We start from the raw sequence: 12755 nt of genomic DNA, 5'->3' as shown, positions 1-12755 counted from the left end.
GCCATGGCCGTCTTCACCCCCGTTTCGCTGGACGAGGCCAGGCGGTTCCTGGCCGGCTACGACCTGGGCGAGGTGGTCGAGCTGACCGCCATCGCCGAGGGGGTGGAGAACACCAACTACCGGCTGGAGACCCAGGACGGCGCGAGCCGCAGGCGGTTCGTCCTGACCCTGTTCGAGGCGCGGACGGACGAGGCGTCTCTGCCCTTCTGCCTGGGGCTGACGGCCCATCTGGCGGGGCGGGGCTTTCCCTGCCCGACCCCCATCAAGGACCGTTCGGGCGGATGGCTGGGGCGGCTGAACGGCCGGGCGGCGGCGGTGATCGAATGGAAGACCGGCGCCTGGCTGCGCCACCCGTCGGAAGCGGATCAGGCGGCGGCGGGGGCGGTGCTGGCGCGGCTGCACCAGACGGCGTCCGGCTTCGCCGGGCGGCGCGAGAATCCGGTCGGGCCGGCCATGTGGCGGCGGCTGGCGGACCGGTGCGCGGCGGGCGCCTCTGGCGAGGACCGGGTGCTGCTGGATCAGGTCGAGGCGGCGCTGGCGCGGCTGGATAATCCGTTTGCAGACGATCTGCCGACCGGGGCGATCCATGCCGACTATTTCCCCGACAACATCCTGTTCGAGAACGGGACCGTTTCGGCCGTGATCGACTTCTACTTCGGCTGCACCGGTCCGCTGGTCTATGACCTGGCCATCGCCCTGTCGGCCTGGGGCTTCGACGCCGAGGGCCGGCCCATGCCCGACGCCCTGGCGGCCTTCCAGCGCGGCTATGAGGCGGTGCGGCCGCTGAGCGAGGCCGAACGCGCGGCCCTGCCGCGACTGGGCGAGGCGGCGGCCCTGAGGTTCACCGTCACCCGCCTACACGACCGCATCTTCCACGACCCGTCCAAACTGGTGACGCCCAAGGACCCGGCGGTCTTCCTGCGGCGGATGGATCACTGGCGGGCGGTGGAGACCGTCTGAGGGGACGATACGTCGGACAGGGAAAAACAGTGTCCGATGTGTCCGATCTGTCCGATCTGTACGAAATCGACGGGAGCGACTTTGGCGGTTGGAGGCGTGGCGTCAGTTTTCAAAGACCGGGCAGGGAGTATGGCACGGTTTGAGGAGTGTTAGGTTGAGGGATGTTTTCGGGCGCCAGGGATTTGAAAAGGCGCGGTTTTGTTTGCGGGATTGGGATGGCGAGGGCTTTGGCGGGGCCCAAGTGCGTGCGAGGTTGTTAGCCGCCCAAAGCCTGGCAACTTGACCTTATGACGAAGCTGCTCAAGATCCTGTCGGCCATCCTGCTGCTAATCGGCGGGTGCGCCTCACCAATCGGTCCAAGCCGCGCGGATCTGGCGGGCGTGCTTGCGATTTCGTCGTCCGAGATCGACCGGCTGCGTTGCCACGACATTCCTGAGGAGCCGACCGAGTTCGGATGCCGCTATCGCCAGCGGGACGCCGCTGGTCAGTGGGTGCGGCAGGACGTCATGGTTGCAATGGATGGGGCGACCTGGGTGATCATTGATGGCCCCGGGGGCGGCTGATCGCATCCGGCCCGGTCGCACTGGACCCTAGGTCCAGAACCCCTCCGTCACGGCGCCGAAGAGGCGCCGCGCCACCTCCCCCAGAGGGGGAGGAGACATCGCCCCGAGATCAGGTCCGGCAGATGGAGACGCCGCCGTCCACCCGTGTCGCCGTGCCGGTCATGAAGCCGGCGGCGTCGGAGGCCAGGAAGGCGGCGGCCTGGGCGATTTCCTCGGGCTGGGCGATGCGTTTGAGGGCGTGCAGGCCCGAGACGAAGGCCAGGGTTTCGGGGGTGTCGGCGACGGCCCGGCCCATCGGCGTGTCCACCCCGCCGCACAGCAGGGCGTTGGCGCGGATGTTCTGGGCGCCGAACTCGGCGGCGATGACCTGGGTCAGGCCGATCAGACCCGCCTTGGCCGAGGCGTAGGCCGCCATGCCCGGAAAGCCGACGGTATGGCCGACAAAGGTGGAGGTGAAGACGATCGAGCCGCCGCCGCGCCTCTGCATGGCGGGGATCTGATGTTTGGCGCACAGGAAGGCGCCGGTCAGGTTGATGTCCAGGGTCTGTTTCCAGCCGGCGACCGACAGGTCCGGCGTCGGGGCGGTTTCGGGGATGGCGCCGGCGTTGTTGAACGCGATGTCCAGGCCGCCGAACCGCTGCTCCGCCGCCGTGGTCAGGGCCGCGGCCGTGGCCTCGTCACAGACGTCGCCTGGGACTGCGCAGGCCTCGCCCCCTTCGGCCTGTATGGCCGCGACCAGGGCGGCGAGTTCGGCTTCTCGGCGGGCGGAAACCACCACCTTGGCGCCCAGGCGGGCGAACAGTCGGGCGGCCGCCTGGCCGATGCCGGAGCTGGCGCCGGTGACGACGGCGACCTTGTCTTTCAGAGCGTACACGGGGGCTCTCCTCTTTGCGTTTGGAGGCCGGTCGGGGGCGACACGGCCGAACGCGGCGGGTCTAGAGGGCGCGCGCGGTTCCGGCTGGCGGGAAGCGGCTGTGGGATTGGAAAATTGGCCAGCTCGACTGTTCATTATATGCTGAGGCATGCGGAAAGCGCAGCTTGTGAGGCTTGTCGGGATTGGAGGAGCGGCGATTTCCGCGATCGCCTACGTGACCTTTGTGCTTGTCGGCCTCAACGGCGGCGGCGCGCGTTTCGAGCTGCTTTGGAAGACTGTAGTCTTCGCCCCTCCTCACGTCATAGTGGCTTGGGTGATCTTCGGCGCATGCGGCGGGACTGCCTATGTATTCCGACAAGAACTTGGATATCGGTCGATTCTAGTCGGCGGGGCACTCGTAGGCTTGCCGGCTGTCTGGGTGGTCGGATTGTTCAGCTATTACGCTGAAAGCGTGCCGGAATGGCCCGGTTTCAACGGCGAAGTTTGGCGTTGGACCGTCAATCTGGCCTATGCGGAGTTCGCCTTCGGCTTTCTGATCGGGTTCTTAGGATTGGCGGCATTGGGCGCGAGCGGTGCGACCTCGCCAGCCTTCCCCACCCCCGACGCCGCACGAGGCCCTTCCGCCGTGGGGAAGCAAGAGGAGAAACGGTGAATTTGTCGCTGGAACGGAAGCGGGTTCCGGGATTTTCATCGTCACGCGGCCATCAGGGCCGCGCTCCCCGAGGATGAGATTTCACCATGACTGACGAACGGATCGAGGGCGCCGCGTATCAGGCGACCGGCAAGACCAAGAAGGGTTTCGGCAAGCTGGTCGGCGACCAGAAGCTGCAGGTCGAAGGCGCGTTCGAGGACGCCAAGGGCCGGTCGCTGGAGACCTTCGGCAAGGCGATGGACGCGGTCGATCGGCTGGTCGAAAAGGCGCCGGCCGACTATCGCGACAAGGCCCGCACCGTCGCCGCCGAGGCGCGCAAGCGGCCGCTGGTGACCACCCTGTCGGTGGCCGGCGTCGGCCTGCTGCTGATGGGCATGCTGACGGGCGGGCGTCGCCGCTAGTTCGCATACCAACGATTTGACAACGTCTGATTGTTGACGCAGTCTCCCCTGCAAAGGGGAGGCCGCCTATGCGTATGACCATGAGGGGCATGGCGATCGCCGCCTGCCTTGCCGCCGCCGGCTGCACCACGCTGAAGATGAAGCCCCAGGGCGGACTGGGCGTCGGCGGCACGGGACAGGTGCTGGGGGTCGATGTCGTCACTGAAGAGGCGACCAAGGCCGCCGAGGACCGGATGGACGCCCAATGGGCGAAATGGAACGCCGAGACCCGGGGCAAGCAGCTGGTCTACGCCCTGGTCGCCGAATCCGATCTGCGGTGCGACCGCTATCTGACAGCCGTCTCGATCGACCGGAATGCGACCCGCAGCAGCCTGGACATCGCCGGACTGGCTCTGGCGGCCATCGGGGGCGTGGCCTCGCCCAACGCCAGCGCCAACTGGTTCTCGGCCGGATCGACCCTGGCCCAGTCGTCGCGCCGGACGCTGGAGGATACGGTGCTGGGCGGGCGCGAGTTCGGCCTGATCTACGCCGCCGTGTGGCAGGGACGCGAAGAGGCGTCCAAGGCCCTGATGAAGCGGGCCGACGACGGCGAGTTCAAAACCTGGGACTGGCGGCCGATCCTGTCCGTGGCGCGCCAATATGATGTGAAGTGCGGCCTGAACTACGGCCTGGGCCGGTTGAGCCAGGCGATTTCGTCCTCGTCCTAAGCTTTGATTTCCGCCAGGACGGCCGTCAGGTCGGCGTCCACGATCGTCATCCGCTCGGCCTGATCGCCCAGGGCGGCGATGACGGGAGCCGGTTCGGGTTCGAAGCCCAGGACGTCGGAGACGAAGGCGCCGAACTTGGACGGATGGGCGGTGGACAGGGCGACGACGGGGCCGGTCGAACGGTCGATCCGGCGGGCGGCGGCCAGGGCCACGGCGGTGTGGGGGCAGACGACGCGGCCCCAGGTCTCATGGGCGTGGGCGATCTCGGCGCGGGTTTCGGTCTCGTCGATGGAGACGGCCGAGACGGCGGCGCGCAGGGCGGCCAGCAGATCCGGATCGAAGGCCACGGCGCCGTCGCGGGCGAAGGTTTCGAACACCGCGCGGGTGCGGTCGCCGTCGCGGCCGGTCGCCTCATAGACCAGGCGTTCGAAATTGGACGGGGCCTGGACGTCCATCGACACGCTGCCGCTCTCGATCGCGGGACGGCGCGAATAGAGGCCGTCGTTGACGGCGCGGGCCAGGGCGTCGTTCTGGTTCACCGCCGCGACGAAGCCGTTGGACGGCAGGCCCATATGGGCGGCGGCGATGCCGGCGAAGGCGTCGCCGAAATTGCCGGTGGGGACGACGAAGGTGGCCGGGCCGCCCAGTTGGGCGGTGGCCGAGACATAATAGGGAATCTGGCCCGCCAGCCGGGCCCAGTTGATGGAGTTGACCGAGGACAGGCGGCCGCGTTCGCGTAGGGACTCCTCAGCCAGCAGGCCCTTCACCAGACGCTGGCAGTCGTCGAAGTCGCCGCGCACGGCCAGGTTCAGCACATTGTCGGCCTGGACCGTGGTCATCTGTTTGCGCTGAACCGGGGAGACGCGGTCCAGCGGGTGCAGCACGACCAGATCGACCGAATGGGCGCCGGCGAAGGCGCGCACGGCGGCGGCGCCGGTGTCGCCCGAGGTGGCGGTGAGAATGGTCAGGCGCTCGCCGGACGCCGCCAGGGCCTCGTCCGTCAGGGCGGCGACCAGCTGCATCGCCAGATCCTTGAAGGCGGCGGTGGGGCCGTGGAACAGCTCCAGTACGAACAGGCCGGGCTCAAGCTCCACCAGGGGGGTGACGGCGGGATGGGCGAAGCCGGCGGTCAGCCGGTCCAGGGCGCGGTCGAGCGCGCCCGCCGGCAGGGCGTCGCCGATGAAGGGGGCGACGGCTTGCAGGGCGATGGACTTGTAGTCGGCGCTCGCGTCCCAGGCGGAGGGCGACAACCTCGGCCAGGCGGTCGGCATATAGAGGCCGCCGTCGGGGGCGATGCCGCGCAGCAGGGCGTCGGCGAAATCGGTCTCGGGGGCCTGGCCGCGGGTGGAGACGTAACGGGCGCTGGAGGTGCTCATAGTGGTCTGGTCCTAGCCAGACGGGGCGGCGGCGTCACCCGGTTTCTGGCCCTGCGCGGGAGGAAATTGTCGGACGGGCGGCGGGCGAGCCGATTTGCGACAATTTCGTGCTGATTTCCGAGGGCCGCTCGCGCGAAGCCGCAGTGGCGGACGGCCCTGCGACCATCGTCCCCGCTGGCGTCCAAGCGCCGGACGGTCCATGTGATCATACATGAGAAGACGCGATCTCCTGATCCGGCTGGGCCTGGTCGCCGGCGGCGTGGCCGGGGCCTGGTGGCTGAGGGACCATGTGCTGTGGCGACAGCCTAAGGCCGTGTTCGGGGTGGACGGATCGTCGGGCTGGCGGGGCTATGCTCAGCCGCGCGCGGCGACGCCGACGGTGGAGGTTCTGCTGAACGGGGCGCCGGTCCGGGCCCTGGTCGATTCCGGCGCCCAGTATTCGGTGGTGGATCGCGCCCTGGTGGATCGACTGGGGCTGGGCGAGGGCCTTCCCCTGCCGATGGTCGCCTATGGGGTCGGGGGCGGGGCCCAGATGGGGCGGGCCGCGACCCTGGACGTCCAGATCGGCGGACTGAGGCTGGACGGGCTGAGGACCGCCATACTGAACCTGGGGCCGCTGGCGGGAGAACAGGGCTTGGGCGCGCCCCTGATCATCGGCCAGGACGTGCTCAGCCAGGTGGTGCTGGAGCTGGACACCGGCCGGCGGCGGATGCGGTTTCTGCCCAGAGACGGCTGGACGCCGGGCCGGGATCTGGCGCCGATCGCGGTCCGGCGCGCCGGACGGGCGCTGGAGACGACCATCACGGTGGAGGGGGCGACGGTGACTGCGGTGGTGGACACCGGCGCCTCGGCCGTGCTGGCGGTGACGCGCGAAACGGCCCAGGCGGCCGGCCTGCTGGACGGGCGACCGCGCACGGCCGGCCAGAGCATCGTCCTGGGCGGGGTGGTGGGGGCCGAGACGGTGGTCGTGCGCACCCTGACCATCGGCGACGCCCTGTATCGCCGGGCCGAGGTGGCGGTTTACGACAATGTGGCCGTGCCGGGCTTCCCCGAAGCCTTGGTCGGCATGGCGGCCTTTGAGGATCGGCGGCTGGTGCTGGACCTGGGCGGGCCGGGCCTGTTCGTCTCGCGACCGATGGAGATCACCGTCGGGCGGTGACGCCGATCAGGAGAGCGCCGCCGCCACCACCGCCTTGGCCTCGGTCTGGACCTGGGCCAGATGGTCGGGGCCCAGGAAGGATTCGGCGTAGATCTTATAGACGTCCTCGGTGCCCGACGGACGGGCGGCGAACCAGGCGTCGGCGGTCACGACCTTCAACCCCCCGATCGGCTCGCCGTTGCCGGGGGCCTGGGTCAGGATGTCGGAGATGGGCTGACCGGCCAGGGTGGTCGCGGTCACGTCCGAGGGGCTGAGAGCTGCCAGCCGCGCCTTTTGCGCCCTGTCGGCGGGAGCGTCGATCCGGGCGTAGGCGGGGGCGCCGTAGCGGTCGGTCAGATCGGCGTAGAGGCGGTCGGCGCCGGCGCCGGTGCGCGCCTGAATCTCGGCCGCCAGCAGGCAGAGAATGAGGCCGTCCTTGTCGGTGGACCAGACCGTTCCGTCGCGGCGCAGGAAGGAGGCGCCGGCCGATTCCTCTCCGCCGAAGCCGACGGTCCCGTCCAGCAGGCCGGGCACGAAATGTTTGAAGCCGACGGGCGTTTCCAGCAGGCGGCGACCCAGGCCCGCCACGACCCGGTCGATCATGGAGGAGGAGACCAGGGTCTTGCCCACCGCCACCTGCGGACCCCAGCCGGGCCGATGGGCGAACAGATAGGCGATGGCGGCGGTCAGGAAGTGGTTGGGGTTCATCAGGCCCCCGTCGGGCGTGACGATCCCGTGCCGGTCGGCGTCGGCGTCATTGCCGAAGGCGACGTCATAGGCCGAGCCGCCCTGCATCATGCCGATCAGACCCGCCATGGCCGAGGGGGAGGAGCAGTCCATGCGAATCTTGCCGTCGGCGTCCAGCGGCATGAAGGCCCAGCGCGGATCGACGGCCGCATTGACCACGGTCAGGTCCAGGTCCCAGCGTTCGGCGATCCGGCCCCAATAGGCGACCGCCGCCCCGCCCAGGGGATCGGCGCCGATGCGCACCCCCGCATCGCGGATCGCGTCCAGATCCAGGACACTGTCGAGGTCGTCGACATAGGCGGTCATGAAGTCGAACCGGCCGGCGGCCGCCAAGGCCTGGTCGAAGGGCAGGCGTTTGACCCCGGACAGGCCGTCTTCGATCAGCTGATTGGCGCGGGCGGCGATGGCGGCGGTCGCCTCGCTCCCGGCCGGGCCGCCCGAGGGGGGATTGTACTTCAGACCGCCGTCGCGCGGCGGATTGTGCGACGGGGTGATCAGGACGCCGTCAGCCTGACGCCGCCCGGTCCGATTATGGGTCAGTATGGCGTGGGAGACGGCCGGGGTCGGGGTGAAGCCGTCGCCGGAATCGATCAGCACCTCCACCCCGTTGGCGACCAGAACCTGGATCGTGGTGCGGAAGGCGGGCTCGGACAGGGCGTGGGTGTCGCGGCCGATGAACAGGGGGCCGTCGATCCCCTGGGCGGCGCGATAGTCGGCGATCGACTGGGCGATCGCCAGGATGTGGGTCTGGTTGAAGGCGCCCTCCAGGCTGGAGCCGCGATGGCCCGAGGTGCCGAAGACCACCCTCTGGCCCGGATCGCCCATGTCGGGAACGACGCTCTCATAGGCGCCCAGCAGGGCGTCCAGGTCGATCAGGTCTTCGGCGAGAGCGGTCTGGCCGGCGCGAGGATGCATGGGAGGTCCGTACTGAAGTCTGAAGGCTGGCGGCTCAGGCGCCGCTGAAGGTGTCGCAGGCGGCGGGGTCGCCGGACTGATAGCCGCGTTGCAGCCATTCGACCCGCTGGGCCGAGGAGCCGTGGGTGAAGCTTTCGGGCGAGACGCGCCCGCCCGCCCGGCGTTGCAGCGTATCGTCGCCGATGGCCTGGGCCGTCTTCATCCCCTCTTCGATGTCGCCGGGCTCCAGCGCCACCTCGCCGTTCGACACGGCGGCGGCGTTTCGGGCCCAGACCCCGGCATAGCAATCGGCCTGAAGCTCCAGCGCCACCGAATAGCGGTTGGCCTCGGCCTCGCCCCTAGCGCGCTGCTGGGCCTGACGCACCTGGTCGGAGGTTCCGGTCAGGGTCTGGACGTGGTGGCCGAACTCATGGGCGATGACATAGGCGCGGGCGAAGTCGGCGCCCGAGGCGCCCAGCTGGGTCTCCATCTCCTGCCAGAAGCCCAGGTCCAGATAGACGGTGCGGTCGGTCGGACAATAGAAGGGGCCCATGGCCGACTGGCCGTAGCCGCAGCCGGTCGAAGTGCCCTGTTCGTAGATGACGACGCGCGGGCGTTCATACCCGTTAAGCTTCTGCGCCCAGACGTCGTTGATATTGCCTCCGACCACATCGACGAAGCGTCCGGCCTGATCTTCAGGCGTGCCGGCCTGCCCCTGTTGTTCCGCGCCGACCCCGCCGAACCGGCTGGCCAGCTGGGTCGTGGTCGAAGGATCTATGCCGAAGACCAGATAGCCGATGACGGCGAGCACGCCGACGCCGAGACCGCCCCCGGCGAGCGCGCCGCCTCCGAGGCCCCGACGGTCCTCGATCCCGCCGCCGCCCGTCCTGCCGCCCTGCCACCGCATGAGTTCCCTCCGCCCGTTCCGCCTGAAGCTAGGCCAGAACGCGAACGGAAGGGAAGGGATGCGTCAGCGCGGGCGGTCCAGCCAGGCGTCGATTTCGCTGAGGCTGCGTCGGGGTTCCGAAGCCGTGGGGGGCGGGGACGTCGATGGGGACGCCGGCGGGGCGACCGGGCGGAGATCGTGGACGGATGGGGCCGGCGCCGCCGTCGCTTGGCGCGCCGCTTCCAGCGTCAGGCGTCGCTGGGCCGCCTCGGCGTCCAGACGGCGGGCCAGGGCGGCGTTGGCCTGGGCCTGAAGACGGATCCGCTCGTTCTCATAGCGGTGCTGATCGGCGATCGCGGCGGGGGCGCCGCCCGGATAGGGGAAGCCGGGCTGAGGATAGGGATAGGGCGCGACCTGGGCCTGGACCGCGCTGGGGCCGAGGGCGGCGGCGAGCAGAAGGAGGGGCAGGGCGCGTCTCATGACCGACAGATGGGGTGTGATCGCGTCTCGCCAAGCGCGGCCGCAACCCCTGTCGACCCACGGGGTTGAACAGGGCGAACCCACCTCAAATCAGGAGTTATCCCATGGCCCAGACTCTCTCTGGCAAGACCGTCGCCATTCTGGCGACCGACGGCGTCGAACTGGTCGAACTGACCGAGCCGATGACGGCGCTGAAAGAGGCCGGGGCGGCGGTCGAGATCGTGTCGCTGAAGGCCGGCGACTTCCAGGGCTTCAACCATCTGACGCCGGGCGACAAGGTGACGGCGGACAAGGCGGTGGCGGGGGTGGACGCCTCGGCCTATTCGGCCCTGATGCTGCCGGGCGGCGTGGCCAATCCCGACCAGCTGCGGGCGAATGAGGATGCGGTCAAGTTCGTCCGGGCCTTCTTCGACGCCGGAAAGCCGGTGGCGGCCATCTGCCATGCGCCCTGGCTGCTCATCGAGGCGGGGGTGGTCGAGGGGCGGACGATGACGGCCTTCGACAGCATCCGCACCGATCTGAGAAACGCCGGCGCCGAGGTGGTGGACGAGCCGGTGGTGGTGGATCAGGGTCTGGTGACCAGCCGCAATCCCGACGACATCCCCGCCTTCAACGCCAAGATGATCGAGGAATTCGCCGAGGGCCGGCATCGCGAACAGGCCGAGAAGACCCAAGGGGTTCAGCCGGTCGCCCATTGACCGGATCGGCGGGGGCGGCGATCGCCCCCGCCGCCCTTCAGGGCAGGGCCCAGACCGCGGCGCGCTTGATCTCCTGATCCTCCAGCTCGCGGGTCGTGGGCACGCGGTATTCGGCCAGGAAGTCCAGGCCCGAACGCGGAAAATAGGTCCGGCCCGGATCGCCGATCAGAACCCGCGTCCCCGCCGCCCGCGCCTGACCCAGCCAGGCCAGGACGGCCTCGGTCATCGGCTTTTCATAGCAGATGTCGCCCGCGCAGATGACGTCGACGGGCGGCGGCGGGGTGTTCAAGAGGTCGTGGCCGACGAAGTCCAGGGCCACGCCGTTCGCCTGGGCGTTGGCGGCGACCGCCGCTTCGCAGAAGGGGTCGATGTCGGCGCACAGAACCGAGGCGGCGCCCGCCCGCATGGCCGCCACGCCGACCAGACCCGAACCGGTCGCGAAGTCCAGCACCTGCTTGCCGGCCACCTCCTGCGGGTGATCCAGCAGATAGCGGGCCAGCGCCTGACCGCCCGCCCAGGCGAAGGCCCAGAAGGGCGGGGGCAGGCCCAGTTCGCCGAGCTCTTCCTCCGTCAGCCGCCAGATGGGGGTGACTTCGTCCGCCAGCCACAGGGTGATCTCGGGCGCATGGGGAACGGGCTGCAGCCGGGTGTTGGTCCGGATGAAGGCGGCGGGATCGGCGATGACGGTCACGGGCGGCGGGTCGCCGTCTTCAGAACCTCGACATAGCCCGGCGCCACCTCCATGCCCGCCGCCTGGGGCCGGGCGCGAACGGCCCGGTGAAGCGCCGGCAGCTTCCAGCAGGGGACGTGCATGAACAGATGATGCTCCGCGTGGAAGTTGACCCAATAGGGGGCGATGAAGGCGCGCTCCCACCAGGCGGCGCGAGTGGTGCGGGCCGCGCGGAAGGGGTCGGCGTCGGATCCTTCGACGCAGGCGTGTTCGGCGATGTTCCGGAGCCGCGTCACCAGCGGAAACCAAGTCGCCATCGGCAGCAGCCACAGGGCGAAGAAGGCCCACCAGACGCCTGCGGCGATGAAGCCGGCCAGCAGGATCGTATTGAAGACCAGGAAGGGCAGGACCGATCGGCCGGTCACCACCGCGTCATACTCATGCGCGGGATCGGCGGCCGCTTCGCCCTTTGCGCTCTTTGATCGGGCCGCCAGGGCGAGGGGCAGGACGATCCTCTGTTTGAAGAAGGTCTGTCCGGTCAGGTCGCGGATCATCTTGCGGCGGAGCGAGGCGGGGGAGACGGGAAAGGGCGCCGACAGCATCAGGTCGGGGTCTTCCGGCTGCTGGGCGAAGCGGTGGTGGTTCAGATGATAGGGGCGATAGGCGCCAAGGTCCGCCCCGATCGGCACGGCGCACAGCCATTGGCCCAGAAAGTCGTTCAGACGCAGATTTTTGGCCAGGCCGCCGTGGGCCGCCTCATGCATCAATATGGCCAGGCCCAGCTGGCGCGTGCCGATGATCATGACGCAGATCGGGATCAGCCAGGGGATCAGAACCCCCGCCCCGACCGCCAGGGCGATGACCCCCCAGCAATGGGCGACCAGCAGCGGCCCGACCCAGGCCGACCGGGTCTGGAACGGCCGCCAGTCGTCAGGGGCGAACAGGGCCGAGGGGGCGATGCGCGGGGCGGCGGGCATGGGCCGATCCTAGCGCAACTGCGGGGCTTTCGAAACCGGACGGGGCATGTAAGGCGATAATGACAAAAAGTCAGGTTGACATTACATGGAGGCGATGTCAGGTTCGCCTTACAAGAGGAGAGCGGGATATGATGAGTTTCGGAAAATCGACCACCCCGGCGCATAGGCGCTACGTCATTCGCATCATGGCCTTCACCATCCCCTATGTGGCGATCTGCGTATCCATGATGACGACCGACGCCTTTGACGAGGTGATGGGCAAGCCGGCGGCCTGGGCCTTGGCGGCGGTCGTGTCGGCGCCGGTGATCGGCCAGATCTGGGCCGTCCTGTCCCTGATGCGCGAAAGCGACGAGTTCGTGCGGGGGGTGACGGCCAAACAGTTCATCGTCGCCTCGGGGCTGGCCATGGCGGTCGCCACCTTCTGGGGCTTCGGCGAGAGCTTCGCCGGGGCGCCCCATATGCAGACCTGGCTGATCGTGCCGCTGTTCTGGGGCATGTACGGCCTTACCGCCCCCTTCATCCGGACCAGCCGATGAAGAACCGGCTGAAGCTGCTGCGCGTCGAGCGCGGCTGGACCCAGGAACAGTTGGGCCAGGCCCTGGGCGTATCGCGACAGGCGGTGATCGCGCTGGAGACCGAACGGCACGATCCGTCGCTGGACCTGGCCTATCGCATCGCCGCCACCTTCGGCCGTCCGGTCGAAGACATCTTCGAGAACCCGCACGCCTGAGG

At 69.1% G+C, this 12755-nt stretch carries 16 protein-coding genes; 9 read left to right on the top strand and 7 right to left on the bottom strand.

The window, feature by feature from the left end; genetic code table 11:
* The first annotated feature begins 3 nt into the window (after positions 1-3).
* Both thrB and JL11_RS16515 read left to right on the top strand, forming a co-directional pair.
* Positions 4-960, top strand: coding sequence for a homoserine kinase (thrB, locus tag JL11_RS16520; protein WP_054766623.1), 957 nt, complete (start codon positions 4-6; stop codon positions 958-960).
* 287 nt (positions 961-1247) lie between these two features.
* Positions 1248-1523: a hypothetical protein gene (locus tag JL11_RS16515; protein ID WP_054766622.1), complete on the top strand. Its 276-nt coding sequence runs from the start codon at positions 1248-1250 to the stop codon at positions 1521-1523.
* Between the two features lie 109 nt (positions 1524-1632).
* Here JL11_RS16515 and JL11_RS16510 read toward each other — a convergent pair whose 3' ends face one another.
* The gene (locus JL11_RS16510) at positions 1633-2397 is read right to left on the bottom strand and encodes an SDR family oxidoreductase (protein ID WP_054766621.1); all 765 of its coding nucleotides are present in this window, start codon (positions 2395-2397) and stop codon (positions 1633-1635) included.
* Between the two features lie 148 nt (positions 2398-2545).
* Here JL11_RS16510 and JL11_RS16505 point away from each other — a divergent pair, with 148 nt between their 5' ends.
* The 3 genes from JL11_RS16505 to JL11_RS16495 all read left to right on the top strand — a co-directional run bounded on the left by JL11_RS16505 (position 2546) and on the right by JL11_RS16495 (position 4157).
* Positions 2546-3049: a hypothetical protein gene (locus tag JL11_RS16505; protein WP_054766620.1), complete on the top strand. Its 504-nt coding sequence runs from the start codon at positions 2546-2548 to the stop codon at positions 3047-3049.
* 86 nt (positions 3050-3135) lie between these two features.
* Positions 3136-3450 (top strand): CsbD family protein, encoded by a 315-nt coding sequence (locus tag JL11_RS16500; RefSeq protein WP_054766619.1) that lies wholly within the window; start codon positions 3136-3138, stop codon positions 3448-3450.
* Between the two features lie 68 nt (positions 3451-3518).
* Positions 3519-4157, top strand: coding sequence for a hypothetical protein (locus JL11_RS16495; protein ID WP_054766618.1), 639 nt, complete (start codon positions 3519-3521; stop codon positions 4155-4157).
* Here JL11_RS16495 and thrC read toward each other — a convergent pair.
* On the bottom strand, positions 4154-5533 hold the full coding sequence (thrC, locus tag JL11_RS16490; RefSeq protein WP_054766617.1) for a threonine synthase: 1380 nt from the start codon (positions 5531-5533) through the stop codon (positions 4154-4156). The two genes, JL11_RS16495 and thrC, sit on opposite strands and share 4 nt — an antisense overlap.
* Before the next feature lie 211 nt (positions 5534-5744).
* Between thrC and JL11_RS16485 the strand changes: the two genes are divergently transcribed.
* A complete protein-coding gene (locus JL11_RS16485) occupies positions 5745-6692 on the top strand; it encodes a retropepsin-like aspartic protease (protein ID WP_054766616.1) in 948 nt (315 codons plus the stop codon).
* A 6-nt stretch (positions 6693-6698) separates the two neighbouring features.
* Here JL11_RS16485 and pgm read toward each other — a convergent pair whose 3' ends face one another.
* The 3 genes from pgm to JL11_RS16470 form a co-directional block, all read right to left on the bottom strand.
* Positions 6699-8333 carry a phosphoglucomutase (alpha-D-glucose-1,6-bisphosphate-dependent) gene (pgm, locus tag JL11_RS16480; RefSeq protein WP_054766615.1) on the bottom strand — a complete coding sequence of 545 codons (1635 nt, stop codon included), beginning with the start codon at positions 8331-8333 and terminating at the stop codon, positions 6699-6701.
* 34 nt (positions 8334-8367) lie between these two features.
* A complete protein-coding gene (gene ypfJ, locus JL11_RS16475; RefSeq protein WP_054766614.1) occupies positions 8368-9219 on the bottom strand; it encodes a KPN_02809 family neutral zinc metallopeptidase in 852 nt (283 codons plus the stop codon).
* 63 nt (positions 9220-9282) lie between these two features.
* The gene (locus tag JL11_RS16470; protein ID WP_054766613.1) at positions 9283-9678 is read right to left on the bottom strand and encodes a hypothetical protein; all 396 of its coding nucleotides are present in this window, start codon (positions 9676-9678) and stop codon (positions 9283-9285) included.
* 104 nt (positions 9679-9782) lie between these two features.
* On the opposite strand from JL11_RS16470, the gene JL11_RS16465 reads away from it, so the two are divergent.
* Positions 9783-10376 (top strand): type 1 glutamine amidotransferase domain-containing protein, encoded by a 594-nt coding sequence (locus JL11_RS16465; RefSeq protein ID WP_054766612.1) that lies wholly within the window; start codon positions 9783-9785, stop codon positions 10374-10376.
* A gap of 37 nt (positions 10377-10413) precedes the next feature.
* Here JL11_RS16465 and JL11_RS16460 read toward each other — a convergent pair whose 3' ends face one another.
* Positions 10414-11067, bottom strand: coding sequence for a class I SAM-dependent methyltransferase (locus JL11_RS16460; RefSeq protein ID WP_054766611.1), 654 nt, complete (start codon positions 11065-11067; stop codon positions 10414-10416).
* Positions 11064-12023: a fatty acid desaturase family protein gene (locus tag JL11_RS16455; protein WP_054766610.1), complete on the bottom strand. Its 960-nt coding sequence runs from the start codon at positions 12021-12023 to the stop codon at positions 11064-11066. Before JL11_RS16455 ends, JL11_RS16460 begins: the two co-directional genes overlap by 4 nt.
* A 128-nt stretch (positions 12024-12151) precedes the next feature.
* Here JL11_RS16455 and JL11_RS16450 point away from each other — a divergent pair, with 128 nt between their 5' ends.
* Both JL11_RS16450 and JL11_RS16445 read left to right on the top strand, forming a co-directional pair.
* Positions 12152-12559 (top strand): hypothetical protein, encoded by a 408-nt coding sequence (locus JL11_RS16450; protein WP_054766609.1) that lies wholly within the window; start codon positions 12152-12154, stop codon positions 12557-12559.
* On the top strand, positions 12556-12753 hold the full coding sequence (locus JL11_RS16445) for a helix-turn-helix transcriptional regulator (RefSeq protein ID WP_054766608.1): 198 nt from the start codon (positions 12556-12558) through the stop codon (positions 12751-12753). Before JL11_RS16450 ends, JL11_RS16445 begins: the two co-directional genes overlap by 4 nt.
* Positions 12754-12755: the final 2 nt, after the last annotated feature.

It is taken from the genome of Brevundimonas sp. DS20, assembly GCF_001310255.1.
GTDB classification, from domain to species: Bacteria; Pseudomonadota; Alphaproteobacteria; order Caulobacterales; family Caulobacteraceae; genus Brevundimonas; species Brevundimonas aurantiaca.
The sequence above is the reverse complement of the archived record's forward strand: the minus strand, read 5'-3'. Positions and strand labels throughout refer to the sequence as shown.